This window comes from Roseitranquillus sediminis, assembly GCF_016918935.1.
GTDB lineage: Bacteria > Pseudomonadota > Alphaproteobacteria > Rhodobacterales > Rhodobacteraceae > Roseitranquillus > Roseitranquillus sediminis.
Window position 1 is genome coordinate 95,505 of the sequence record NZ_JAFFOB010000012.1, and the last position, 25,151, is coordinate 120,655.

Below are 25,151 nucleotides of genomic sequence, written 5' to 3' on the forward strand. Positions count from 1 at the left end.
CACGCGCTCACTCGTCGCGGTGAACCTTCTCGCGGCGCTCGTGCCGCTCCTGCGCCTCGAGGCTGAGAGTTGCGATCGGCCGCGCGTCGAGCCGCTTCAGCGAGATCGGATCCCCCGTCTCCTCGCAGTAGCCGTACTCGCCATCCTCGATCCGCCTCAGCGCCGCGTCGATCTTGGCGACGAGCTTGCGCTGGCGGTCGCGGGTGCGGAGCTCAAGGGCGCGGTCGGTCTCCTCGCTTGCGCGGTCGGCGATATCGGGGATATTGCGGGTGGTGTCCTGAAGGCCTTCGATTGTCAGCTTGCTCTCGTCGAGGAGGTCGTTCTTCCACTGGACGAGCTTACGGCGAAAATACTCCAACTGGCGTTCATTCATGAATGGTTCGTCTTCAGCCGGACGATAGTCGTCAGGCAGGAAAGTTTCGGCCTTCATGCGGCTCCCCTCACTGCGTTCGCCGGTCTCAACCACAGTGCTCGATATGGGCGAACGTGCCATGGGCGCGGGACTTACCCGAGCACCCCCGTTTTGTCGATAACCCTTCTCGGCTTCTTGAAGGGCGTTGGCACCGGGGATAGCGTCGGGCGAAATGAGGCAGGCAGAGCAATCCGTGCAATTCGCTTCGACCGACGCCTACGTCGCGACGGACGACCTGATCGTGGCGGTGAACGCCGCGGTGACGCTGGAGCGGCCGCTGCTCGTCAAAGGCGAGCCGGGGACCGGCAAGACCGAGCTCGCGCGGCAGGTCGCGGCGTCGCTGGGCATGCCGCTGATCGAATGGCACATCAAGTCGACCACCCGCGCTCAACAGGGCCTCTACGAGTACGACGCGGTGAGCCGACTGCGCGACAGCCAGCTGGGCGACGAGCGGGTGCACGACGTCGCCAACTATATCCGGCAGGGCAAGCTCTGGCAGGCCTTCGACGCCCCCGAGCGCGTCGTCCTGCTGATCGACGAGATCGACAAGGCCGACATCGAGTTCCCGAACGACCTGTTGCAGGAACTCGACCGGATGGAGTTCCACGTCTACGAGACGGGCGAGACCGTACGGGCGCGGCACCGGCCGGTCGTCGTCATCACCTCGAACAACGAGAAGGAGTTGCCGGACGCGTTCCTGCGCCGCTGCTTCTTCCACTACATCCGCTTTCCGGACGTGGACACGATGAAGCGCATCGTCGAGGTGCACCATCCGGGCATCAAGGACACGCTGCTGACGCAGGCGCTGACGCAGTTCTACCAGCTGCGCGAGACGCCGGGGCTGAAGAAGAAGCCGTCGACGTCGGAGGTGCTGGACTGGCTGAAGCTCCTCCTGTCCGAGGACCTCTCGCCGGCCGACCTGCGCGGCGACGCACGCGACGCCCTGCCCCGACTGCACGGTGCGCTCCTGAAGAACGAGCAGGACGTGCAGCTCTTCGAGAGGCTGGCCTTCATGGCCCGTCGGCAGCGCTGAGGCGGGCGGATTGTCGCCGAGCCACGCGTTTTCTGTGGAGCGACCGCCACTTGGCAGATACCGAGAATACGCAGACCGGGACAAGGCCATGGCCGAGGCGCTGACCATCGAGATAGGTTCGATCACGACCGCGGATGCCGGGGACTGGCGTCGTCTCTGGTCAGGCTATCTCGACTTCTACGGCGCCCGGGTCGGGAGCGGCATGTTGCAGACATCGTTCGAGCGGCTTACGGGCAGCGATCCGCGTGACTTCCGCGGCCTCATCGCCCGCATCGGCGGTCGGGCCGCCGGGCTCGCCCACTTCCTCTTCCACCGCCACATGTGGCGTGTCGAGAACGTCTGCTACCTCCAGGACCTCTGGACCGAGCCCGAGTTTCGCGGCCGCGGAGTCGCACGCCGGCTGATGGAGGCGGTCTATGACGAGGCCGACCGCGCGAGGGCGCCGGCGGTCTGGTGGCTGACGGCGCATGACAACGCGACCGCGCGGCGGCTCTACGACCGGGTCTGGCGGCTATCGCCTTTCGTGAAGTACGACCGCGCATGAGTTTGCGGCTCGCCCTCGTCGTGATGGCGGTGCTGGTGGCGTCCTGCGCGCCGCCGACAGGCCCGGTGGCCGAGCGCGCGGTCGCGGTGCCGACGGATCTGCCCCCGATGAAGGTCTTCTCGGCCCCGAGCGCCAGTCGTCCGGTTCGTGCCAACTCTGCCATCGCGCAGGATTTCCTCGACCTCAGCTTCCAGCTCGAGAGCGGACGCCAGATCGAGACATTCACCCGTTTCGAAGAGCCGGTCCGCGTGCGCCTGACCGGCGCCGCCCCGCGCCGGCTGTCGCAGGACCTCGACCGGCTGGTCGCTCGGCTGCGCAACGAGGCTTCGATCGACATCAGCCGCGTCGCACCAGACATCGAAGCGGAAATCACCATCGAAATGGTGTCGCGGGACGCGATGCGGCGGGCCGTGCCGCAGGCGGCCTGCTTCGTGGTGCCGCGGCTGTCGGACTGGCGCAGCTTCGACAGCAATCGCCGCTCAGCCGAACTGGACTGGACGACGCTCGCGCGGCGCGAGAAGGTGGCGATATTTGTGCCCACCGGCGTCTCGCCGCAGGAGATGCGCGATTGCCTGCACGAGGAACTGGCGCAGTCGCTCGGGCCGCTCAACGACCTCTACCGGCTGACCGACAGTGTCTTCAACGACGACAACTTCCACACGGTGCTTACGGGTTTCGACATGCTGATCCTGCGGGCGACCTACGCGCCTGAGCTGAGGTCGGGCATGACCAGGGCGCAGGTGGCGGAGCGGCTGCCCGCCATCCTCGATCGGATCAACCCGCAGGGCCGGCAAGGCGTCGCGGTCGTGACGCGACCGGCGCCGCGTGCCTGGATCGACGCGATAGAGAATGCACTCGGCCCGCGCGCCTCAGCCAGCCGCCGCGTCGCCGCGGCAAAGCGGGCGGTGCGGATCGCGCGAGAGCAGGGCTGGACCGACAACCGCGCCGCGTTCTCGCTCTTCGCGCTCGGGCGCCTCGTGCTGCCGTCGGACCCGGAGCTGGCCTTCACCTCGTTCGTCGAGTCGGCGGGCCTCTACCACGCAGATCCGTCGACGCACCTTCATGCCGCGCATGTGGCGATGCAGCTCTCCGCCTTCGCCCTGTCGGCGGGGGACGCGCGCGCGGTGCTCGACCTCGTTGACCCGCACCTCGACGCGGTGGCTCGGGCAGAGAACGCCGCCCTCCTCGCGCAGCTCCTCATGGTTCGCGCCGAGGCGCTCGACATGCTGGGCCGGACCGCCGAGGCCGACGAGGCGCGCAGCGAGAGCCTGGGTTGGGCACGCTACGGCTTTGGCACCGACGCAGTCGTCAGGGCGCGCGCAGCGGAGATCGCGGCGCTGACGCCGCCCCCGATGGAGCGTCTCTGATGATCGCACTCGCTGGCTTGCTGGGGGCGCTGATCGGCGCATGGCGAGCGCACAAGCGCGAAGGCACCCGCCTCGACATGGCGCAGTGGGCGGCGGTGCATGCCATAGCCTTCGGCCTCGTCGCACTGATCGTGGTCACGGCCGCGGCTCGCCTCAGCTGATGTTCCTCGGCTTCTTCGAGGCGCTGAGGGCCGAGCGCGTGCCCGTCTCGCTGCGCGAGTTCCTGAGCTTTCTCGAGGCGATGCGCGCCGGCCTCGTCACCTATGACGTCGAGGCGTTCTACTATCTCGCCCGGGCAACCTTGGTGAAGGACGAGCGGCACATCGACCGCTTCGACCGCGCTTTCGCCGCCGCGTTCGAGGGGCTGGAGCGGATTTCGGAGGAGGCCGTCGTCGAGGCGCTGGACCTGCCCGACGACTGGCTGCGCAAGATGGCCGAGAAGCACCTGACCGAGGCCGAGCGCGCCGAGATCGAGGCGCTGGGCGGCTTCGACAAGCTGATGGAGACGCTGCGCGAGCGCCTCGCCGAACAGAAGGGGCGCCACCAGGGTGGCTCTAAATGGATCGGCACCGCCGGCACCTCGCCCTTCGGCGCCTGGGGCTACAACCCCGAAGGTGTGCGGATCGGGCAGGACCGCTCGCGCCACCAGCGCGCGGTCAAGGTCTGGGACCGGCGCGATTTCCGCAACCTCGACGACGACGTCGAGATCGGCACCCGCAACATCAAGGTCGCGCTGAAGCGCCTGCGCCGCTGGGCGCGCGATGGTGCAATCGAGGAGCTTGATCTCGACGGCACGGTGCGCGCCACGGCCGAGCACGGCTATTTGGACGTCAAGACGCGCCCCGAGCGGCGCAATGCGGTGCGGGTGCTGCTTTTCCTCGACGTCGGCGGCTCGATGGACCCGCACGTCAAGGTGGTGGAGGAACTCTTCAGCGCCGCCCGCAGCGAATTCCGGCACCTGGAGCACTACTACTTCCACAACTGCCCCTATGAGGGGCTGTGGCGCGACAATCGCCGCCGCTGGACCGAGCAGGTGCCGACCTGGGACGTGCTGCACACCTACGGCCCGGAGTGGAAGTGCATCTTCGTCGGCGACGCCGCGATGAGCCCCTACGAGATCGCCATGCCCGGCGGCGCCAACGAGCACTGGAACGCCGAGGCGGGCGAGGTCTGGCTGAGGCGGATGGCGGCGCAGTGGCCCGACAGCCTCTGGATCAACCCGACGCCGCACGGTCACTGGGACTACAGCCCTTCGATCGGCATGGTCGCCGACATCCTCGGTGCCCAGCGGATGGTGCCGATGACGCTGGAGGGGCTGACGGCCGGGATGCGCGTCCTCGGCCGCTAGGAGAGCGCCGGCGCGAGTCGCCGCAGCATCGCCATTAGCGCCGGGCGGCGCTCGGCCGGGTCGTCCGGCAGTGCGTCCCCGAGACCGCTCTCGAGCGCGAGGGTCGCGAGGCCGTGGATCGCCGCCTGAGCCAGCCGTGGCATGTCATTCGCCGCCGCGCCCGGCTCGACCGGTCCCTGCCCCAGCGCGCCTTCAAGCATCGCCTCGGCGGCGCGGAGTTCGCGGTCGCTGCGGTCCAGCAGATCGGCCCGGAACATCGCGCGAAACCGATGCGGCTGCGACAGTGCGAAGTCCAGATACGCCTCCGCCCGCGCCCGCAAGAGCGCCTGGCCGTTCTGATGGGCCGTCCGCCTGCAGATTTCGCCGGCAAGGTCGCGCAGCCCCTCCGCCGCGTAGGCGGTCATCAGTGCCCTCTTGTCACTGAAGTGGCGGAAGACCGCGGACGGCGCCACGCCCACCCGCCGCGCCAGCGACCGTGTCGATGCGGCGTCCAACCCATCTTCGGCGATAGCCTCGGCCGCGGCGCGCAGGAGGGCGGCCCGCAGGTCGCCATGATGATAGCTGTCGCGCGCCATGGCCGCCTTTCCACCTCCGGTTGCGCCCGGAAGGTCGAACTTCCGGGGCGCCGACGCAAGGCGCGACTCCGACCTCGCGCCGAATTGGGGTGCACCGCGTGAGGCGGCGCCCCATATTGAGGTCATGCTGAAGTTCACCCCGATCCTGCTGGCGATCATCTACGCGGTCGTGATGTACCGCTTCTCGGCCTGGCGGACCGCGAAGGAGCTCGACGCGAAGTCGATTGAGCTCGCCGACCGCGACTTGAAGAAGCTGACCGACAGGATGGCGCAGGCGCTCGACCTCGAGCGCATCCGCGTGCACATCTACGAGATCGACCCGGTGAACGGCCTGGCCTCGCCGGACGGTCGGATCTTCATCACGCGCGGGTTCTACCGGAAGTACCGGCAGGGCGAGGTCACCGGCGAGGAGATGGCGAGCGTCATCGCGCACGAGCTGGGGCACGTGGCGCTGGGGCATTCGCGGCGGCGGATGATCGACTTCTCTGGCCAGAACGCCCTGCGCACGGCGATCGCGATGGTGCTGAACCGCTTCCTGCCCGGCATCGGGGTGCTGATTGCCAACGCGGTCACGACGCTCCTGTCGTCGCGCCTCTCGCGCTCGGACGAGTACGAGGCGGACGAGTATGCGGCGGCGCTGCTGATCAAGTCGGGCATCGGAACGGCGCCGCAGAAGTCGCTGTTCCGCAAGCTGGAAGGACTCACGAAGTCGAAGTCGGGCGCGATGCCGGCCTGGCTGATGAGCCACCCCAAGGTCGACGAGCGCATCGCCGCCATCGACCGGCACGAGGCGAAGTGGCTGCAAGGCAGCTAGAGCCGCTCCAGCGCCTTTCCGAACCGTGGCAGGCGCGCCCGCTTCATCAGGGGCCGCATCGGCTGCGGCACGGCTGACAGACGCTCGGCCTCCGCCCGCACCTGCTCGGCAACGTGGGCAACCACCTGCGGATGCGCGGCGTGCAGCGCCGTCAGCCACTCGTCCGGATGGCGGCGCGCGACGCCCTCAGCGGCGACGGCTCGAGCCGGAAAGTCGCGCACGTTGAGGGTAAGCAGAACGCTCGCGCCACCATCGATGGCTGCGGCGAGGACGTGGACGTCATTCGGGTCCGGGAGGTGCAGCCGCGCCTCCGTGCGCGGATCGACCGTCACCTCGGCACCGGGCCAGCGCGACCGCGCCGCCGCGACCTCGCCCCGCGCCACCGCCTCCTGCCCCGGCCCCAGCCGCGCCGCCGCCCTCGCCCACTCCTCCAGGATGCGAGCGGACCAGAGCGGCTGGGCCAGTCCAGCCGTGCAGGCGCCAAGCACGATCTCCCGCAGCACCGTCGGGTAGAGCACGCAGGCATCGATCAGGACCTTCAATCGACGAGCCGCAGGAACAGGACCTTCAGATAGCCGCTCTCGGCCAGCGCGGGGTGGAGCGGGTGGTCCGGCCCGGCGAAGCCCGTATGGATGATCTGCGCATGACGGCCCGCCCGGCCGACGCCGCGCAACGACGCCGCCCGGAACTTGTCGAGATCCGCCGCATGGCTGCAGGAGCAGAGGCCGAGAAAGCCGCCTGGTGCGACCAGCGGCCCCGCGAGCTTCGCGACCCGCTCATAGGCGCGCAGGCCGGCCTGCAGCGCTGGCTTTGCGGGCGCGAAGGCGGGCGGGTCGCAGACGACGCAGTCGAACCGTGCGCCCTCTTCGGTCAACGCCGCCAGCGTGTCGAAAGCGTCACCGCGCCGCGTCTCGAAACGCTCAGCCACGCCCGATGCCTCGGCACCTCGGGCGGCGAGGTCGAGCGCGGCGGCAGAGCCGTCGACCGCCAGCGCCCGCCCAGCCCCGGCGGCCAACGCCGCCAGGGAAAAGCCGCCGACATGCGAGAAGACGTCCAGCACGCTGCCACCCCGCGCGAGGCGCGCGGCGAACGCGTGGTTCGGGCGCTGGTCGAAGTAGAGGCCGGTCTTCTGCCCGCCGGTGAGGTCGGCGAGGTAGGTCGCCCCGTTCATGGGCACGGGCACCGGGCCCGCGACCTCGCCCAGCAGCACCGCACCGACGTCGTCGAGCCCTTCGCTGGCCCGCGCGCGGCCGCCGGCGTTCTTGACGACCGTCCCGACGCCGGTGACCTCGACGAGGGCCGAGACCAGCGCGTCGAGCCGCGCCTCGGCCCAGGCGGCGTTCGGCTGCACCACCGCCGCATCGCCGAAGCGGTCGACAATCACACCCGGCAGACCGTCGGCCTCGGCATGGATCAGGCGGTAGAACGGGCTGTCGAAGAGGCGTTCGCGCAACGCCAGAGCAGAGGCGAAGCGACGGATGAACCAGGCGCGGCCCACGGTCGCCGCAGGGTCGCGGTCAATAACGCGGCACATGATGCGGGATTTCGGATTGACGGCCACGAGGGCGAGCGGGCGGCGCTCGGCATCCTCGAGGCGGGCCAGCGTGCCGGGAGCGATCGACCGGGTACGCCGGTCCGTCACGAGATCCGTGTCGTAGATCCACGGAGCTCCGTGACGGACCGCTCTGGCGTCGGCGCTGGGCCGCAGTCGTACGGTAGGGAGTTCTTCCATGGCGCACCGATTACCCGGTTCACCATCCGCGCGAAAGCGGCTCAGGCGGTCCGGGCGGCCGGGCGCTTGCTGGGAAACAGGCGCAAGAGACTTTCGCCGGCCGTGCGGAACAGCCGGGCGACGTGCTGCGCGCGGAGCCGCCGGGCTTCGACCTCGATCTGGGTCAGGTTGTAGTGGTTCATCGTCTTCGATCCTTTTTCTTCGACGAGGCGCGTAAGTAGTCATCCACATGCGAACGCGGAATGAACAACGCCGCATCCCCGTCATGCAAAGATTGCAGGGGACCCTTGCGGCGATGGGCTGCGTTGTCGGCATCGGGCGGCTGTGCTAGGCCAGCTGCGGCATCTGAGGTGAGCGGGAAGGCTGCGCATGGCACTCAACACCACCCTCGAGGCGGTTACCGGGCGCATCGTCGAGAGATCGCGAGAGACTCGGACGCGCTATCTCGATCGAATGGCCGCCGCCGCCGAGGAAGGGCCGCGGCGCGCGCACCTCTCCTGCGGCAACCAGGCGCACGCCTATGCCGCGATGGAGGACAAGGAGGCACTGGCGGAGGGTCGTGCCCCGAACCTCGGGATCGTGACCGCCTACAATGACATGCTGTCGGCGCACCAGCCGTTCGAGCGGTTCCCCGACCTCATCCGGCGCGCCGCGCGTGACAACGGGGCCACGGCGCAGGTAGCCGGCGGCGTACCGGCCATGTGCGACGGCGTCACGCAGGGACAGGTCGGTATGGAGCTCAGCCTCTTTTCCCGCGACGTGATCGCACTGGCGACCGGCGTGGCGCTCAGCCACAACACCTACGACTCGGCGGTCTATCTCGGCGTTTGCGACAAGATCGTGCCCGGCCTCGTCATCGCGGCGGCGACGTTCGGCTACATCCCCGGCGTGTTCCTCCCCGCGGGACCGATGACCTCGGGTCTGCCCAACGACGAAAAGTCCAAGGTGCGACAGCGTTTCGCGGCCGGAGAGATCGGGCGTGACGAGCTGATGAAGGCCGAGATGGAGAGCTATCACGGCCCCGGCACCTGCACCTTCTACGGGACCGCGAACTCCAACCAGATGCTGATGGAGTTCATGGGGCTGCACCTGCCCGGCGCGAGCTTCGTGAACCCGAACACGCCGCTCCGCGACGCGCTGACCGAGGCCGGCGCGAAGCGGGCGCTGGAGATCACCGCGCTCGGCAACGACTATCGCCCGGTCAGCCAGATCCTGGACGAGAAGGCCTTCGCCAATGGCATCGTCGGCCTGATGGCGACGGGCGGCTCGACAAACCTCGTGATCCACCTGCCCGCCATGGCGCGAGCGGCAGGCGTCCTGCTCGACATCGAGGACTTCGAGGCCCTCTCCTCCGTCACGCCGCTCATGGCCAAGGTTTACCCGAACGGGCTGGCAGACGTGAACCACTTCCACGCCGCCGGCGGCCTTGGCTACATGATCGGCGAGCTGCTGGACGCGGGCCTCCTCCACCCCGACACGAAGACCGTCGCCGGCGACGGGCTCGACGACTATGTGCGCGAGCCGCGGCTCGTCGATGGCGTGCTGCGGTGGGAGGACTGGGACCGCCAGACCCGCAACGACAAGATCCTGCGCCCCGCCTCGGACCCGTTCCAGAAGACGGGCGGGCTCAGGGACCTCAAAGGCAACCTCGGGCGCGGCGTGATGAAAGTCTCGGCCGTCGACCCGTCGCGGCGGGTGATGGAGGCGCGGGCGCGGATCTTCGAGGATCAGGATGCCGTCAAGGAGGCATTCCGCGCCGGCGAGTTCACCGAGGACACAGTGGTTGTCGTCCGTTTTCAGGGCCCGAAGGCCAACGGGATGCCCGAGCTGCATTCGCTGACGCCGACACTGGCGGTGCTGCAGGACCGAGGGCTGAAGGTGGCGCTGGTAACCGACGGACGGATGTCGGGCGCCTCGGGCAAGGTGCCTGCCGCGATCCACGTCAGCCCCGAAGCCGCGGATGGAGGGCCGCTGGCGCGGCTCAGGGACGGGGATCTCGTGCGGGTCGACGCGGAACAGGGGGTGCTGGAAGTGCTGGAGAAGGATTTCGAGACCCGCGAGCCGGTGGCGCCATCGCTCGAGGCGAACGGTCACGGCGTGGGCCGCGAGCTCTTCGCGGTCTTCCGTCGCAACGTGGGGCAGGCCGCCGACGGCGCGGGAGTGGTCGTCTGATGAGCCTGACGCCCCGGGAGGCCAGCGAACGGGCGGCCGAACTCTGCCGGATGGCGCCGGTGATCCCGGTGCTGGTGGTCGAGGATGCGGCGAGCGCCGCCGATCTGGCGCGGGCGCTGATAAGCGGCGGGCTTCCGGTCCTCGAGGTCACGCTGAGGACACCGGCCGCGCTGGACGCGATCCGCGCCATGGCCGAGGTCGAGGGCGGCGTGGTTGGCGCGGGCACACTCATCACGCCGCGCGATGTGGAGGCGGCGGTCGAGGCTGGCGCGCGCTTCGGCGTCTCGCCGGGTGCGACCGAACAGATCTGCGAGGCGTGCGAGCGGGCTGGCCTGCCGCTCCTGCCCGGGGCCGCGACGGCGACCGAAGCGATGCGCCTGCTGGAGCGCGGCTACGACGTGCAGAAGTTCTTTCCCGCCGAGGCAATCGGCGGCGCGCCGGCGCTGAAGTCGCTGGCTGGACCGCTACCGCAGATCAGCTTCTGCCCCACGGGAGGTGTCGCGCTCCGCAATGCGGCGGACTACCTCGGCCTGCCCAACACGCTCTGCGTGGGCGGGTCGTGGGTCGCGCCGGCGGACAAAGTGCGAGCCGGCGACTGGGACGGGATCGCGGCACTGGCCGAGGAAGCCGCTCGACTGCCGCGCTGAGCGCCTAGACGCGGCGCCCGCTGCGCCCGCCACGCCTCCCTTTGCTCGCGACAGGCGCGAGCGCCGCGCGCAGGACCTCGGTCATCGGGTGAGCCTCCTGCCCTGCGTGGCGCGCAAGCAGCGCTCGAATCGCCTCGGCGGCATCGTCTTCCGCTGGCACGCCAATCGCCCAGTCGAGGAAGACGACGCGGCAATCGGCCTCCGACAGATGCGGCATCCGGTAGGCCTCGCCAATCAGGTTGCGCGGGTCCGGCTCATGCATCCGCGGGATCCTCCGCCGGGTCCACCTCGAGCGCCCCGTCGATGGCGCGTGCCGCTTCGGCGGCCATCTCCTCCATGCGCCGCGCGAGGTCGTCGGCGTCGGCACATCCGGTCAGGCGCAGCGTCATCGGGTCGCTCGCGGCCTCCTCTGTCATCGCGCCGCCGGTCAGCAGGCGCGCCGTCGACTGCACCGCCCAGAAGAGTGCGTGGGCATTCGCCAGCAGAGCCACTTCCTCGTCCGAGAAGCGACCGCCGGAGGCGAGCGCGGCGGCCAGATCCCGCGGCAGTCCCTCGCCGATCAGCGCCATGGCCGAGGCGGCGAGCTCGATGTCCTGCAGCCTACCGGCTCCGACCTTGGACTCCCACCGGTTGCTCTCGCCTGTCCGCTCCTCGAGCCGTCGGCGCATTCCGGCGGTGTCGCGCAGCACCCGGTCGGCCGGCTGCGGTGGCGACAGGAGATCGTTGATCAAGCTCTGGATGTCGGCGCAGACGGAAGGGGCACCAGCCACGACCCGGACGCGCGACAAGGCCAGATGCTCCCAGGTCCACGCCTCCTCCTTCTGATAGGTTCGGAAAGAGGCGAGCGATGTCGCCACGGGCCCCTGCCGGCCGGACGGCCGCAGGCGCATGTCGACTTCATAAAGGCGACCATGCGCCGTCGGTGCGGTAAGCGCCGTGATGAGCGCCTGTGTCAGGCGCGCGTAGTAGGCGCGCACGGACAGCGGCCGCCGTCCGGCCGACGTCGTCTCCTCCCCCGCATCATAGACCACGATCAGGTCGAGATCCGACGCCGCCGTCATCAGCGCTGCGCCGAGCGAGCCCATCCCGAGCAGTGCGAGCCCGCGTCCCGGCGGCGGGCCGTGCGACTGCGCGAAGTGCTCGATCGCCACGGGCAGGACCGCCCTCAGGACAGCGTCCGCCAGCTCGGCATACTGATGACCGGCCTCCTCCGGTCCGATCAGGCCGCGGAGCAGGTGCACGCCGATCCGAAAGTGCCATTCCTTGGACCAGACCCGCATCGTGTCCAGCCGGCCCTCGTAGTCCGCCGCCGCCTCGAGCCGCTGCGAGAGCTGCGCCTCGAGCTCGTCGGCCCCCGGCCAGTCGGCGAAGAAGTCGCCTCCGATGACGGCATCCAGCACCTCCGCGTTGCGCCCGAGATAGTGCGCCAGGCCCGGCGCGCTGGCGGCGATGTCGGTCATCAGGTCCAGTAGCTGCGGGTTGGCCTCGAAGAGCGAAAAGATCTGCACGCCGGCAGGCAGGCCCGAGACGAAGGCCGTCAGATGCTTCAGCGTACGGTCGGGATCGGCGGTTTTCGAGACGCGATCGAAGAGTGCCGGTCGCAGCCGCTCGAAGATCTCGATCGAACGCTGCGAGCGCAGCGCCGGGAGCGAGCGCCAGCCGCTCACGATCTCCTTCTGCGCGTCCGTCAGGCTAGGCCCCTCGGCCGCGGGCGACGGGGCGAAGAAATCCTCCGTCAGGCCGGCGACGCGGTCGAAAACCTCCTGCAGCTCGCGGCGAAGTCCTGCGACGTCGCGCCCGCAGAGCGCGGCGAGGCGGCCAAATCCTGCCTCGTCCTGCGGCAGGAGGTGCGTCTGCTGGTCGTTGACCATCTGCAGCCGGTGCTCGATCTCGCGCAGGAACGCATAATCGCGCTTGAGCTGCCCGGCGTCGGACTCCGAAACCCATCCCGCCGCAGCGAGCCGGTCGAGCGCCGCCTGCGTGCCGCGCACGCGGAGCGACGGATCGCGGCCCCCGGCGATGAGCTGCCGGGTCTGGGTGAAGAACTCAATCTCACGGATGCCGCCCGGGCAGAGCTTCACGTTGCGCTGCTCCAGTGCCTGGCCGTGCTGTCCCTTGTGCTCGCGGATGCGGAGCCGCATCGCATGCGCCTCCTGTATCGCCACGAAATCCAGATGCCGCCGCCATACGAATGGACGCAGCGCGTCGATAAAGCGCCCGCCGGCCTCCAGGTCGCCTGCGGCCGGTCTCGCCTTGATCCACGCCGCCCGCTCCCATGCACGGCCAAGCGCCTCGTAATACCGCTCGGCCGCGTCCATCGAGATGCAGACGGGCGTGACCGAGGGATCCGGACGCAGCCGCAGATCGGTGCGGAAGACGTAGCCTTCCTCCGTGTTGTCGGAAAGCAGCGCGGTCATCCGGCGAGTTGCCCGCACGAAGCCGCTGCGCACCTCGGCGTAGTCCTCCGGCGGGTGGCGTGCCTCGTCGAAAAGGCAGATGAGGTCTATGTCGGATGAGTAATTGAGCTCGGACGAGCCCATCTTGCCCATGGCGAAGATGACCATGCCGTCCGCATCCGGCGCATCTGGCAGCCTGCCCCGCCGGCGCTCCGCCGCAAGGGCGGCGGAGAGCGCAGTGGCGCAGGCGAGGTCCGCGAACCGGGTCAAGGCGCCGGTCACCTCGCCGAGGTGCCAGACGCCGCCCAGGTCCGCCAGCGCCGTCAGCAGCGCTACGCGCCGCTTTGCCCGTCGCAGCCCGTCGGCCACCTCCGCGTCCGCGAGCGCTTCTACTTCCGCAAGCGCCCGCTCCAGCGCGTCCTCGGGTTCTTCATGCAAGGCTTCGGAAAGCCACGCCGCCTCCTGCCGCGCGATGCGGTGCAGGAATGGACTTGATCCCGCCGCACCCGACACGAGGCGGTGCAGGTCGCCCTCCAGCCCAACGGCCTCGGCGGCTTCGGTCCCGTGCTCGGGCTCGAGCGGATCGGGGCAACGGGTGAGGCGGTGGGCGAACGGCACCACCCCACCTTGGCAACCGGCGCAGATCGGTCAAGCGGATCGAGGAAGTGAAAAGTTTTTACATGGCCCTTGATCTTGATCGCGCGCATGCCGATCTCCGCTCATGTGAAACACATTTACATGACGAGGAGGAAGCTACGATGACATCTGTTGCAACTTGGCCGGCACAGGCCGAATCCTGGCTCGACGAGCGCGGCAAGCCCGCCTGGATCATCGCCATGATCCTCGGGTTCATCGTGTTTTGGCCGCTGGGCCTGGCGCTCCTGGCGTACATGATCTGGAGCCGTCGCATGTTCGCCGGCGCCTGCGGTCGCCGTCGTTCCGCCCGCGTCGCCTTCCGGTCGAGCGGCAACAGCGCGTTTGACGCCTATAAGGCCGAGACGCTGCGCCGGCTGCAGGACGAGCAGGCCGCGTTCGAGGCCTTCCTCAAGCGGCTGCGCGAGGCCAAGGACAAGACCGAATTCGACCAGTTCATGGACGAGCGCGCCCGGACCGCCCGCGCCACGTCGGGCGAAGAAAAGCAAACGGTGTGAGCCTCGGCGGCGGCCTCTTGGCAGGCCGCCGCCGCTTTCGCATATAGAGGCACGAGGGAGACGCCTGTGACTGCGACGGAAATCTACCTGGACCGCCTGCCGGATCCGGTGACCGAGCCGGCCTTCTACGACGGTGTGCCGCTCAAGCGGCTCATCGCTTGGGTGGTCGACGTGGCCATCACCGCGGCGGTGACAGTCGTCGCACTGCCGCTGACGCTGTTTGCGGGGCTTTTCTTCCTCCCGCTGCTCTACGGATTGGTTGGATTCCTCTACCGCTGGGCCAGTATCACCCGCATGTCGGGCACGATCGGGATGCGGCTGGCGGCGATCGAACTGCGCGGGTCGGACGGCGGGCGGCTTGATCCGCTGGCGGCATTGCTCCACACTTCGGGATACACGGCGTCGGTGATGCTCTTTCCGGCACAGTTCGTTTCGGTCGCACTCATGATGGTGACGCCACGCCGGCAGAGCCTGACCGACCTTGTCCTGGGAACGGCCGCAGTGCGTCAAGCGGCCGTATACTGACAACTCTCGCGGGACTTGGCGGAACCTGCGGCGGGCGCTAGTGTTTCCCACGTCTGCCGACCGGTTCGAAAATGCGCCACACCTTACCCATCGCTCCGCAGTTCTACGTGACGGCACCGCAGCCGTGCCCCTACCTTGAGGGACGGATGGAGCGTAAGCTCTTCACGGCGCTGCAGGGCGAGTATGCGGAGACCCTGAACGACACCCTGTCCAAGCAGGGGTTCCGGCGCTCGCAGAACGTTCTCTACCGCCCGTCCTGCGCGGAATGCTCGGCCTGCATTTCGGTGCGTATCCGAGTCGCGGACTTTCGCCCGACCCGCAGCCAGCGCCGGGTCCTGCGCCGCAACCGCGACCTCAAGCGGGACGCCACGTCCCCCTGGGCCACGGAGGAGCAGTACCAGCTCTTCCGGACGTACCTCGACAGCCGCCACTCGGATGGCGGCATGGCCGACATGGACATCTTCGAGTTCGCGGCGATGATCGAGGAGACGCCGATCCGGAGCCGGGTGATCGAGTACACGACCTCCGGGATCACCGGACGGGACCTGGCGGCGGTCTGCCTGACGGACGTGCTCGATGACGGGCTGTCGATGGTCTACTCGTTCTACGACCCGCAACTCGCCACCGACAGCCTCGGCACCTACGTCATCCTCGATCACATCGAGATCGCGCGCGAGGCGGGGATGCCCTACGTCTATCTCGGCTATTGGGTGCCGGGCAGCCCGAAGATGGGCTACAAGGCCAAGTTCCCGGCGCTCGAGGTCTACCACGGCGGCGTCTGGCGTGACCTGGGCAACCCCTCGGACTATTCGGTCAAGACGCACCCGCTTTCGACGGACCCGATCGCCGAGCAGGTCGCGCGGATCTCGCTGCCCGATACCCGTGCGCCGAAGAGCTGACGAGGCTCAGTTCGGCATCAGGTTCGGCACGATCGTCACAACCCACGGGAACGCCCAGAGCAGCGCCAGTCCGCCCATCTGGATCAGCACGAACGGGACGATGCCGCGATAGATGTGCCCGGTCGTCACCGACACCGGCGCGACGCCGCGGAGGTAGAAGAGCGCAAAGCCGAAAGGCGGCGTGAGGAACGACGTCTGCAGGTTGACTGCGATCATGATCGTGACCCAACTCGGGTCGAGCGTTCCGCCGTAGATCACCGGCCCGACGATCGGGATCACGATGTAGATGATCTCGAGAAAGTCGAGGACGAAGCCCAGCACGAAGAGCACCAGCATCACGATCAGGAAGACCACCCACTCCCGGTCGAAGGAGCGCAGAAAGTTCTGGATGTACTCCTCGCCGCCGAAAGAGATCACCACGAGGTTGAGCAGCTGCGAGCCGATCAGGATGGTGAAGACCATCGAAGTGACCTTGGCGGTCTCGCGGATCACCGGCGTAAGGATGCCGCCCGCGAACAGCACCCAGCAGGAGAAGAGAAGGCCGAAGATCGCGAAGAGATAGGCCGCCTGCGCCACGATGAAGGCGACCCACTCCTCGAACGCGACGGTCTCGCGCGTGATGCGCAGGTCGAAGTTCATGCCGATCAGGATCATGATCAGGATCGCGAAGGCGGTCATGATGACGATGCGGCCGGATCGACCGAGGTCGCGCTGCCTGCGGTAGGCCGCGAGCATGATCGCGCCGCCGGCGCCGAGCGCCGCGGCGGGCGTCGGGTTGGTTATCCCGCCGAGGATCGAGCCCAGAACCGCGATGATCAGCACGAGCGGCGGGAAGACGACCCGTAGCAGGTCGTTTCGCGCGAGCATCCCGCCCGCAGCTCGCAACCCGTAGAGCGTCAGCAGGATCGGGATCGACAGGATGACGAGCGTCTGGCCCGAGGTGGTCGTCGGCGCGACGAAGAGCGCGTCGAAGGTCAGTGCCAGGACAATCCCGGCGGCACCGACGAGAAGCGGGCGGACCGGCGCCGACGGAGCGACCCCCCGCGCCACCGCCAGGACGATCCCGAACGAGAGAAAGCCGAGCAGGATCCCGGAGCCGATCGGCGGCGCGCTTGCGATCCTGTTGAGGCGGATCTGCTCGATCTCCTCCTCCGTCAGCTGTCGGCCCACATTCGCGCCGCCCGAGGCATCGATCGCTTCCTGCTGCGAGACGGCGATATCCCAGCGCGCCTGGCCGTGCAGATCGATCATCGCCGCGCGGCACTGATCCGAGACGTTGGTGCGCAGGACGGCACTCGCACCCGCCTCGCTGTAGCTGCCGACGCGGACGTCTTGGCTGCCGGCCGGCCCAATGGCACTCATCAACACCCCGGCCGCGATCAAAACCAGCGGTACCGCCAGATACCAGGTCAGCGCCTCGCTCCGCGTCACGACCTCGCCCGTACTGCCCGTAACCGCAACCGGCGGCGCCTTGGACGGGTTGAGCAGCGCATAGCCGAACGCATAGGCCGCGTAGAGCGCGGCGAGCAGGATGCCCGGTAGAAGCGCCGCCTGGAACAGCGTCCCGACGGAGACGACGGCCGCCTGCCCCAGAAGCGTCAGCGCGTCCGAGCATCCGACCGCCTGCGCCCTCGTCTCCTGCGCCGTGGCGTAGATGTCGCCCGCGAGCGTGCCCAGCAGCACGATCACGATCGATGGCGGGATGATCTGGCCGAGCGTGCCGCTGGCCGCGATGACGCCGGTGGCCAGCTCCGGCGAGTAGTTGTTGCGCAGCATCGTCGGCAGCGACAGCAGCCCCATCGTGACGACGGTCGCGCCAACGATGCCGGTCGATGCGGCGAGGAACGCGCCCACCACGACCACGCTGACCGCGAGGCCGCCCGGCAAAGGACCGAAGACGCGCGCCATCGTCTGCAGCAGGTCGTCGGCGATCCGCGACCGCTCGAGCGTGATGCCCATGAGAACGAACATCAGAACCGCCAGCAGCGTTTCTATCGACGCGCCCGCCAGCACCCGCTCATTCACACGGTTGACGATGAAGCTGATGTTGCGGTCGACTGCGAGTTCCCAGCCGCCCGGGAAGAGCGGCTCGACCATGCGCGGAAGGTCCGGGTATCGGAAGCGCGAGATGTCGATCGGGCTCTCGCCCTGCACCAGGAGCTGCCTGTAGGCGTCGCTGCCCTGATCGACCGCCTGATGGACGAGGACGCCGGCGCTGTCGAGCGCGGCGATGATCGCGAACGAGAAGATCGCCGCGCCGCCAATCGCGAAGGCGACCGGAAAGCCCGAAAGGATCCCGCCGAAGAGGCAGAGGAACACGATGATCAGGCCGATCTCGACCCCGTCGAGCCCCAGGAACATGTTGCTGCTCCCCTAGTGCGCGTGCCGTTCGGGTGCGGCCATCTCGACCTCGCCCGGCTCCAGCACATCCCTGTCGAGGAAGCGTCCGGCACTCGCCGGCCCCTCCTTCCATTCCAGGTACGAGCGGTAGAAGAAGGCCACGGCCTGCAGGAAGACCATCCCGGCAAAGGCCACCAGCAGCACCTTGAAGAGGAAGTAGCCGTTGAAGCCGTTGGGTGAGAAGCCCACGGTCTCGACATTCCAGCGAAAGGCGCGCGCCTTCATCAGCATCTGGTCGATGCTGTCAGAAGCAGAGACCTTCGGCGTCACGAGGTGCCGCCAGAGGAAATACCAAGCGTACATCCAGACGATCAGGGCGAACGGCATCATGAAGACCAGCGAGCCCGCCATGTCGATCACCCGCTTCGTCCGGTGGCCCACGGCGGAATAGACGAGGTCCACGCGCACGTGCCCCCCCTGCACGAAGGTGTAGGTGCAGCAGAGTGCAACGACGAGAGCGTTGTAGAACTTGAGCTCCTCGGACCACCAGCTGATGTCGAGACTGAGCGCTGCGCCCAGGCCGAAGGTCAGCTCGGACATCGCGAAGATGCTCTGGCTGAAGATGATCACGATCTGCTGGAGCACCATCAACAGCCCGGCCCAGGCGAAGAAACGGCCCGTTCCGTTGGCGAAGGCCTCGAGCACCCGCACCGCCCCCCACATGATCCGGTTGCGCCAGAAACCGAGCCCCGTCAGCACGAGGAAGGCGGTCAGCACCACGAAGAGGAACTCGCGCGAGCCGCCGTAATAGGCGAAGCGCATCACCGCCTCGGGGTTCGACCAGTCGAGCCACAGGCCCGGATGCGTCACGGCATAGGCCACGCGCCAGAACGACAGAGCGATGTTGCTGACGACCCAGATCAGGAAATCCATCGTGACCCCGCCGAAGTTGCGGCCCCGCGCGAGGCGAGGCCGCGAATTGCGTCAGTTGCCGAGGATGCGGTTCCTCTGGGCCTGATAGGTGTCTTCGGACCGGCCGACCCAGTCCGCCGAGTCGGCCATCGACGCCATGTAGCTGTCGTAGACGCGCTTGTAGAGCTCGTCCGACATGTACTGCTGCTGAACCTCGTCCGAGGCGCGGCCGAAGGCTTCCCAGACGCTCTCCGGAAACTCCAGGAGCTGCACGCCGGACGACTGGAGCCGCTGCAGGGCGGCGGCGTTGTTCGACTGGAACAGCGTCCAGGTCCAGATGTTGGCCGCGGCGGCGACCTGCTCGATCACCGTCTGGTGGCTCTGCGGCAGGCTGTCGAAGACCTCCCGGTTGGTTGCCAGGCTGAGGCCGGGACCGGGCTCGGCGAAGCCTGCCGGATAGTAGATCTTGGTGATCTCCTGAAAGCCCGCGGCCTCGTCGGCCCACGGACCGATCCAGTCGGTGCCGTCGATCGCACCGGACGAGAGCGCCTGGTAGACCTCGCCCCCGGGAAGATTCTGCACCGACGCGCCCAGCCGCGACAGCACCTCGCCGCCCTGCCCCGGAATGCGGAACTTGAGCCCCTGGAAATCCTCCGGCGAGTTGATCTCGTTGCGGTACCAGCCGCCGGTCTGCGACCCGGTGTTGCCCGCGAGGAAGGACTTCAGCCCGAAGATCTGGCCGAGCTCGTCGTGCAGCTCCTGCCCGCCGCCGTGGTAGTACCACGTGTTGAGTTCCAGCGCCGTCATGCCGAACGGCACCGAGGAATAGAACGGATAGGCCGGATGCTGACCGACGAAGTAGTAGTCGGCCGCGTGGTACATGTCGGCCTGGCCGGAGGTCACGGCGTCGAACGCCTCGAAAGCGCCCACGAGCTCGCCCGCTGCCTTGAGGTCGATGGTTAGCTGGCCGTCCGTCGCGGCGGTGATGCGGTCGGCGATGTACTGGGCGCTGTCGTGCACCCCCGCAAGGCCCCGCGACCATGTCGTCACCATGGTCAGGGTTCGGCGCCCCTGCGCGTAGGCCGGCGCAGCCAGCGCGCCCGCGGCGGCGGCAGTGCCGCCCATGGCGGATTTCCTCAGAAACGAGCGACGATCCATCTCAATTCTCCTCCCCAACTCGCAAGGCCCGCATTGATGACGGGCAGCATCACAGGTGCGGCACCCTATAGAAGCTGCTGGAGCCTGTTAATAGGGCCACTGTCGGCCATTGTCCTTTTTCCTAAGCGCAGCGGTCCTCCCGCGGCATCAAGGGCATTCATGCTACACCGGAAGGGAGCAGGTGCCGCGAATTCGGGTAGAGGAAGGCACCTCTGCCGCTGCGAATCGCTACTGCGGACGAGACCGGAAGGCAATAAAGTTGCGTCGGCGCGCACCCTGACGCATGATTCCGCGCGAAACCCGGTTGACGCGTCCGCGCTCGCTCGCTAGAGGGACCTCAGGCAAGAGATTGCGGAGCCTTGCAGATGCACAGCCTTCTCGTACTTGTAGGGGACCGGCGCATGGGCCTTTAGGCAGGATCCCTGTCGGCTCCAATGCGCCCCCGCCAGCAACGGGGGCTTTTTTTTGCTCGAAGCCATGAAGCGGAGACGTGAGCGATGACGGCGATGACAGGCGCGAAGATGGTGGTCCAGGCGCTCAAGGACCAGGGCGTCGAGGTGGTGTTCGGCTATCCGGGTGGCGCCGTCCTTCCCATCTATGACGAGATCTTCCAGCAGAACGAGATCCGCCACATCCTCGTCCGGCACGAGCAGGCGGCGGTCCATGCGGCCGAGGGCTATGCCCGCTCGACCGGCCGGCCCGGTGTCGTGCTGGTCACCTCCGGCCCCGGCGCGACCAACGCCGTCACCGGACTGACCGACGCGTTGATGGACTCGATCCCGATCGTCGTCCTCACGGGCCAGGTCCCGACCTTCATGATCGGCACCGATGCGTTTCAGGAGGCAGATACAGTCGGCATTACCCGGCCCTGCACCAAGCACAACTGGCTGGTCTCGGACACCGACAGCCTGTCGGACGTGCTGCACCAGGCGTTCCACGTCGCCCGCTCCGGCCGGCCGGGGCCGGTGCTCGTGGACATCCCCAAGGACGTCCAGTTCGCCAGCGGCAGCTACGTCGCGCCGCAGGCCGCGAAGACGAGCCACTACCAGCCTCGTCGCAAGGGCGACCCAGACCGCATAGCCGAGCTGGTCGCGGCGATCGAGGCGGCGGAGAGACCGATCTTCTACACCGGCGGCGGCGTCATCAACTCGGGCCCTGCCGCAAGCCAGCTCCTGCGCGAGCTGGTGGACGCGACCGGCATCCCCGTCACCTCCACGCTGATGGGCCTCGGCGCCTATCCGGGCAGCGGGCCGAACTGGCTCGGGATGCTCGGGATGCACGGTCTCTACGAGGCCAACCTCGCGATGCACGACTGCGACCTGATGATCAATATCGGCGCGCGGTTCGACGACCGGATCACCGGGCGCATCCAGGACTTCTCGCCGAACTCGCGCAAGGCGCACATCGACATTGACCCATCCTCGATCAACAAGGTGATCCGTGTCGACATCCCGATCGTGGGCGATGTCGCGCACGTGCTGGAGGACGTCCTGCGCGTCTGGAAGTCACGCGGCCGCCGGACCGAGCGCGATGCGCTGGCCAAATGGCGTGCCCGCATCGACGAGTGGCGTCGCGTCGACTGCCTCGCCTTCCGCCAGGAAGGGCCGACGATCAAGCCGCAATACGCAGTTGCCCGGCTGGAGGCGCTGACGAAGGGGCGGGACCGCTACATCTGCACCGAGGTGGGCCAGCACCAGATGTGGGCCGCACAGTACATCCGCTTCGAGGAACCGAACCGCTGGATGACCTCGGGCGGCCTCGGCACCATGGGATACGGCTTCCCCTCCTCGATCGGCGTGCAGATGGCGCACCCGGACGCGCTCGTCATCAACGTCGCGGGCGAGGCGAGCTGGCTGATGAACATGCAGGAGCTCGGGACGGCGACACAGTACCGTCTGCCGGTCAAGCAGTTCATCCTCAACAACGAGCGCCTCGGCATGGTCCGTCAGTGGCAGCAGCTGCTGCATGGCGAGCGTTACTCCCACTCCTGGTCCGAGTCTCTGCCCGACTTCGTGAAGCTCGCCGAGGCGTTCGGCGCGAAGGGTATCCAGTGCAAGGACCCGGCGGACCTGGACGACGCCATCATGGAGATGATCAAGCACGACGGGCCGGTCGTCTTCGACTGCCTCGTCGAGAAGCACGAGAATTGCTTCCCGATGATCCCGTCGGGCGAGCCGCACAACAAGATGATCCTTGGCGACGCGTCGACCTCCGACGCGATTGGCGCCAAAGGTGCGGTCTTGGTCTGAGCCGTCGGACGGGGGGCCGTCTGCCCCCCGGACCCTCGAAGATATTTCTGGAGCAAAGAAGGTAGGCGATGTCGGCACTGAAGATCGAACAGGGAACATCGAAGCACTCGGCCTACGACCTGCGCTCGAACTACGCGGATGTGAACGAGCGGCACACGCTGGCCGTCGTGGTGGAGAACGAGCCGGGCGTGCTGGCGCGCGTCGTCGGACTCTTTTCCGGGCGCGGCTACAACATCGAGAGCCTGACGGTGGCCGAAATCGACCACCAGGGCCATCGCAGCCGCATCACCATCGTCACCAGCGGCACGCCGCAGATAATCGAGCAGATCAAGGCCCAGCTCGGCCGTATTGTCGTGGTCCACGACGTACACGACCTGACCGTCGAGGGGCCGAGCGTCGAGCGTGAGCTGGCGCTCTTCAAGGTGACGGGCGAAGGCGAGAAGCGGGTCGAGGCGCTGCGACTAGCCGACATCTTCCGCGCCAACGTGGTCGATTCGACGCTCAAGAGCTTCACCTTCGAGATCACCGGCACCCCGGAGAAGATCGACGCCTTTGCGGACCTCATGCGCCCGCTGGGCCTGCAGGAGGTCGCCCGCACCGGCGTCGCCGCCCTCGCGCGCGGACCGCTCTAGGCGCCGCCGCGGGACGCGGCGACGGGCGGCCGACGGCGGCAGCGCCGCCCGAGGGCGCCCGTTCCCCCGAGACTGCACACGGTCAGGCCGCCCGCTCCTGCGCCGAGCGGATGAGAGACAGGATGCTACGGGCCGCCGACGGAATGTTCGTGCCGGGTCCGAAGATCGCAGCCACACCGGCCTGCTTCAGGAACGCGTAGTCCTGCTGCGGAATGACCCCGCCGCAGACGACGAGGATGTCCTCGGCCCCCTGCGCCTTCAGCGCCTCCACAAGCTTCGGCGCGAGCACCCTGTGCCCCGCCGCCTGTGAAGAGATTCCGACGACATGCACGTCGTTGTCGAGCGCGTCCTGGGCCGCCTCCTCCGGTGTCTGGAACAGCGGCCCTACGTCGACGTCGAAGCCCATGTCGGCGAAGGCGGTGGCGATGACCTTGGCGCCGCGGTCGTGACCGTCCTGCCCCATCTTCACGACGAGCATGCGCGGGCGGCGGCCCTCCGTCTCGGCGAAGCTCTCCACGTCCCGTCGAAGCGCGGCGAAGTCGTCGTCGCCCTCGTAGGCGGCGCCGTAGACGCCGGCGAGCGTGCGTACCTCGGCGCGGTGCCGGCCCCAGGCGCGTTCCATCGCCTCGCTGATCTCGCCGACGGTGGCGCGGGCGCGGGCGGCCTCTACCGCCAAGGCGAGCAGGTTGCCACGCCCGTCGCGCGCGCCGGTCTCAAGCGCCGCAAGGGCGCCGTCGACCGCCGCGGCATCGCGGCTCCGCCGGATGCGGTCCAGGCGCTCTGTCTGGCTTGCGCGGATGGCCTCCGTGTCGATGTCGAGGACGTCGATCTCGTCCTCCTTCTCCAGCCGAAAGCGGTTGACGCCGACGATGACCTCATCGCCCCGGTCGACGGCGGCCTGGCGCCGCGCCGCGGCCTCCTCGATGCGCAGCTTCGGCATTCCGGATTTTACCGCCTCGACCATGCCGCCCATCGAACCCACCTCCTCGATCAGCTTCCACGCGGCGTCCGCCAGGTCGGCGGTCAGCTTCTCGACGTAGTAGGAGCCGGCGAGCGGGTCGACGACCCGAGTCACCCCCGTCTCGTGCTGGAGGATGAGCTGCGTGTTGCGTGCAATGCGCGCCGAGAAATCCGTCGGCAGGCCGATGGCTTCGTCGAAGGAGTTGGTGTGCAGCGACTGGGTACCGCCGAGCACGGCCGACAGCGCCTCGTAGGCGGTGCGGACGATATTGTTCATCGGGTCCTGCTCGGCGAGGCTCACCCCCGAGGTCTGGCAGTGGGTTCGGAGCATCAGGCTCTGCTCCTTCTTCGGCTGAAATTCGGACATGATCCGGTGCCAAAGGAGCCGCGCCGCGCGCAGTTTCGCCGCCTCCATGAAAAAGTTCTGACCGATCGCGAAGAAGAAGCTAAGCCTGCCGGCAAAGGCGTCCACGTCCATGCCGCGCGAGATAGCGGCGCGGACGTATTCGCGCCCGTCGGCCAAGGTAAAGGCCAGCTCCTGCACGAGCGTCGCCCCGGCCTCCTGCATGTGGTAGCCCGAGATCGATATCGAGTTGAAGCGCGGCATTTCTTTCGCCGTGTATTCGATGATGTCGGCGACGATTCTCATGCTGGGCTCAGGCGGGTAGATGTAGGTGTTGCGGACCATGAACTCCTTGAGGATGTCGTTCTGGATGGTGCCGGAAAGCCTCGCCCGGTCGACGCCCTGCTCCTCGCCCGCGACGATGAAGCTCGCCAGGACCGGGATCACTGCGCCGTTCATCGTCATCGACACGCTGATCTCGCCGAGCGGGATGCCGTCGAAGAGGATCTTCATGTCCTCGACGGAGTCGATGGCGACGCCGGCCTTGCCCACGTCGCCCTCCACCCTCGGATGGTCGCTGTCATAGCCGCGATGGGTCGCGAGGTCGAAGGCGACGCTCACGCCCTGCTGCCCCGCCGCCAGCGCCCGGCGGTAGAATGCGTTCGATTCTTCGGCGGTAGAGAAGCCGGCATACTGCCGGATGGTCCACGGGCGGCCAGCGTACATCGTTGCGCGCGGGCCGCGGACGAAGGGTTGCTCGCCCGGCATCGACCCGAGGTGGCCAAGCCCCTCGATGTCCTGCGCGGCATATACCGGCTTCACGTCGATTCCCTCGACTGTATGCCAGACGAGCTCATCGGCCGACCTTCCCTTCAGCTCCCGCTCCGCGCGTGCCTTCCAGTCGTCCATCACGCTCTCCTCGCCGCCCCGTGACACCGCGTC

The 25,151-nt window shown here is 68.1% G+C and carries 24 protein-coding genes; 13 read left to right on the forward strand and 11 right to left on the reverse strand.

What is annotated here, in order from left to right; genetic code table 11:
* Positions 1-7: 7 nt before the first annotated feature.
* Positions 8-430 (reverse strand): RNA polymerase-binding protein DksA, encoded by a 423-nt coding sequence (gene dksA, locus JM664_RS06390; RefSeq protein WP_227419090.1) that lies wholly within the window; start codon positions 428-430, stop codon positions 8-10.
* A gap of 175 nt (positions 431-605) precedes the next feature.
* On the opposite strand from dksA, the gene JM664_RS06395 reads away from it, so the two are divergent.
* The 5 genes from JM664_RS06395 to JM664_RS06415 all read left to right on the forward strand — a co-directional run bounded on the left by JM664_RS06395 (position 606) and on the right by JM664_RS06415 (position 4,704).
* A complete protein-coding gene (locus JM664_RS06395; protein ID WP_227419091.1) occupies positions 606-1,445 on the forward strand; it encodes an AAA family ATPase in 840 nt (279 codons plus the stop codon).
* Positions 1,446-1,533: 88 nt separating this feature from the next.
* Positions 1,534-1,989 (forward strand): GNAT family N-acetyltransferase, encoded by a 456-nt coding sequence (locus tag JM664_RS06400; protein WP_227419092.1) that lies wholly within the window; start codon positions 1,534-1,536, stop codon positions 1,987-1,989.
* 2 nt (positions 1,990-1,991) lie between these two features.
* Positions 1,992-3,356, forward strand: a complete 1,365-nt coding sequence (locus tag JM664_RS06405) for a DUF2927 domain-containing protein (protein ID WP_406675774.1) — start codon at positions 1,992-1,994, stop codon at positions 3,354-3,356.
* Complete coding sequence (locus JM664_RS06410) at positions 3,356-3,517, forward strand: hypothetical protein (protein WP_227419094.1); 162 nt, start codon at positions 3,356-3,358, stop codon at positions 3,515-3,517. The genes JM664_RS06405 and JM664_RS06410 overlap by 1 nt, the downstream gene beginning before the upstream one ends.
* Positions 3,517-4,704, forward strand: coding sequence for a vWA domain-containing protein (locus tag JM664_RS06415; protein ID WP_227419095.1), 1,188 nt, complete (start codon positions 3,517-3,519; stop codon positions 4,702-4,704). Before JM664_RS06410 ends, JM664_RS06415 begins: the two co-directional genes overlap by 1 nt.
* Here the strand turns inward: JM664_RS06415 and JM664_RS06420 are convergent.
* Positions 4,701-5,279 carry a TetR/AcrR family transcriptional regulator gene (locus tag JM664_RS06420; RefSeq protein WP_227419096.1) on the reverse strand — a complete coding sequence of 193 codons (579 nt, stop codon included), beginning with the start codon at positions 5,277-5,279 and terminating at the stop codon, positions 4,701-4,703. The two genes, JM664_RS06415 and JM664_RS06420, sit on opposite strands and share 4 nt — an antisense overlap.
* A gap of 124 nt (positions 5,280-5,403) precedes the next feature.
* On the opposite strand from JM664_RS06420, the gene JM664_RS06425 reads away from it, so the two are divergent.
* The gene (locus tag JM664_RS06425; protein ID WP_227419097.1) at positions 5,404-6,093 is read left to right on the forward strand and encodes a M48 family metallopeptidase; all 690 of its coding nucleotides are present in this window, start codon (positions 5,404-5,406) and stop codon (positions 6,091-6,093) included.
* Here JM664_RS06425 and JM664_RS06430 read toward each other — a convergent pair.
* Genes JM664_RS06430 through JM664_RS06440 form a run of 3 tightly spaced genes read right to left on the reverse strand, consistent with a single transcriptional unit; the run spans position 6,090 to position 8,007 of the window.
* Complete coding sequence (locus JM664_RS06430; RefSeq protein ID WP_227419098.1) at positions 6,090-6,635, reverse strand: RSP_2648 family PIN domain-containing protein; 546 nt, start codon at positions 6,633-6,635, stop codon at positions 6,090-6,092. The two genes, JM664_RS06425 and JM664_RS06430, sit on opposite strands and share 4 nt — an antisense overlap.
* Positions 6,632-7,825: an RSP_2647 family RNA methyltransferase gene (locus JM664_RS06435; protein WP_227419099.1), complete on the reverse strand. Its 1,194-nt coding sequence runs from the start codon at positions 7,823-7,825 to the stop codon at positions 6,632-6,634. The genes JM664_RS06430 and JM664_RS06435 overlap by 4 nt, the downstream gene beginning before the upstream one ends.
* 41 nt (positions 7,826-7,866) lie before the next feature.
* Positions 7,867-8,007, reverse strand: a complete 141-nt coding sequence (locus JM664_RS06440; RefSeq protein ID WP_227419100.1) for an RSP_7527 family protein — start codon at positions 8,005-8,007, stop codon at positions 7,867-7,869.
* 187 nt (positions 8,008-8,194) lie between these two features.
* On the opposite strand from JM664_RS06440, the gene edd reads away from it, so the two are divergent.
* On the forward strand, positions 8,195-9,997 hold the full coding sequence (edd, locus tag JM664_RS06445) for a phosphogluconate dehydratase (RefSeq protein ID WP_227419101.1): 1,803 nt from the start codon (positions 8,195-8,197) through the stop codon (positions 9,995-9,997).
* The gene (gene eda / locus JM664_RS06450; RefSeq protein ID WP_227419102.1) at positions 9,997-10,644 is read left to right on the forward strand and encodes a bifunctional 4-hydroxy-2-oxoglutarate aldolase/2-dehydro-3-deoxy-phosphogluconate aldolase; all 648 of its coding nucleotides are present in this window, start codon (positions 9,997-9,999) and stop codon (positions 10,642-10,644) included. Before edd ends, eda begins: the two co-directional genes overlap by 1 nt.
* A 4-nt stretch (positions 10,645-10,648) precedes the next feature.
* Here the strand turns inward: eda and JM664_RS06455 are convergent, their stop codons facing one another.
* Together JM664_RS06455 and JM664_RS06460 are read right to left on the reverse strand one after the other, a co-directional pair.
* A complete protein-coding gene (locus JM664_RS06455; protein ID WP_227419103.1) occupies positions 10,649-10,906 on the reverse strand; it encodes a hypothetical protein in 258 nt (85 codons plus the stop codon).
* Positions 10,899-13,658 (reverse strand): [protein-PII] uridylyltransferase family protein, encoded by a 2,760-nt coding sequence (locus JM664_RS06460; protein ID WP_227419104.1) that lies wholly within the window; start codon positions 13,656-13,658, stop codon positions 10,899-10,901. Before JM664_RS06460 ends, JM664_RS06455 begins: the two co-directional genes overlap by 8 nt.
* 140 nt (positions 13,659-13,798) lie before the next feature.
* On the opposite strand from JM664_RS06460, the gene JM664_RS06465 reads away from it, so the two are divergent.
* The 3 genes from JM664_RS06465 to JM664_RS06475 all read left to right on the forward strand — a co-directional run bounded on the left by JM664_RS06465 (position 13,799) and on the right by JM664_RS06475 (position 15,615).
* Entirely contained in the window at positions 13,799-14,191 is a 393-nt protein-coding gene (locus tag JM664_RS06465) for a DUF2852 domain-containing protein (RefSeq protein WP_227419164.1), read from the forward strand.
* 66 nt (positions 14,192-14,257) lie between these two features.
* On the forward strand, positions 14,258-14,716 hold the full coding sequence (locus tag JM664_RS06470) for an RDD family protein (protein WP_227419105.1): 459 nt from the start codon (positions 14,258-14,260) through the stop codon (positions 14,714-14,716).
* 71 nt (positions 14,717-14,787) lie between these two features.
* Positions 14,788-15,615: an arginyltransferase gene (locus JM664_RS06475; RefSeq protein WP_227419106.1), complete on the forward strand. Its 828-nt coding sequence runs from the start codon at positions 14,788-14,790 to the stop codon at positions 15,613-15,615.
* Positions 15,616-15,621: 6 nt separating this feature from the next.
* On the opposite strand, the gene JM664_RS06480 is transcribed toward JM664_RS06475, so the two are convergent.
* Genes JM664_RS06480 through JM664_RS06490 form a run of 3 tightly spaced genes read right to left on the reverse strand, consistent with a single transcriptional unit; the run spans position 15,622 to position 20,025 of the window.
* A complete protein-coding gene (locus JM664_RS06480) occupies positions 15,622-17,976 on the reverse strand; it encodes a TRAP transporter large permease (protein WP_227419107.1) in 2,355 nt (784 codons plus the stop codon).
* Between the two features lie 12 nt (positions 17,977-17,988).
* Positions 17,989-18,888 carry a TRAP transporter small permease subunit gene (locus tag JM664_RS06485; protein WP_227419108.1) on the reverse strand — a complete coding sequence of 300 codons (900 nt, stop codon included), beginning with the start codon at positions 18,886-18,888 and terminating at the stop codon, positions 17,989-17,991.
* Between the two features lie 51 nt (positions 18,889-18,939).
* Positions 18,940-20,025 (reverse strand): TRAP transporter substrate-binding protein, encoded by a 1,086-nt coding sequence (locus JM664_RS06490; protein ID WP_227419109.1) that lies wholly within the window; start codon positions 20,023-20,025, stop codon positions 18,940-18,942.
* 506 nt (positions 20,026-20,531) lie between these two features.
* On the opposite strand from JM664_RS06490, the gene JM664_RS06495 reads away from it, so the two are divergent.
* Positions 20,532-22,274, forward strand: a complete 1,743-nt coding sequence (locus tag JM664_RS06495; protein ID WP_406675775.1) for an acetolactate synthase 3 large subunit — start codon at positions 20,532-20,534, stop codon at positions 22,272-22,274.
* Positions 22,275-22,342: 68 nt separating this feature from the next.
* Complete coding sequence (ilvN, locus tag JM664_RS06500) at positions 22,343-22,906, forward strand: acetolactate synthase small subunit (RefSeq protein ID WP_227419111.1); 564 nt, start codon at positions 22,343-22,345, stop codon at positions 22,904-22,906.
* An 82-nt stretch (positions 22,907-22,988) separates the two neighbouring features.
* Here ilvN and scpA read toward each other — a convergent pair whose 3' ends face one another.
* Positions 22,989-25,118, reverse strand: a complete 2,130-nt coding sequence (gene scpA / locus JM664_RS06505; protein WP_227419112.1) for a methylmalonyl-CoA mutase — start codon at positions 25,116-25,118, stop codon at positions 22,989-22,991.
* Positions 25,119-25,151 lie beyond the last annotated feature (33 nt).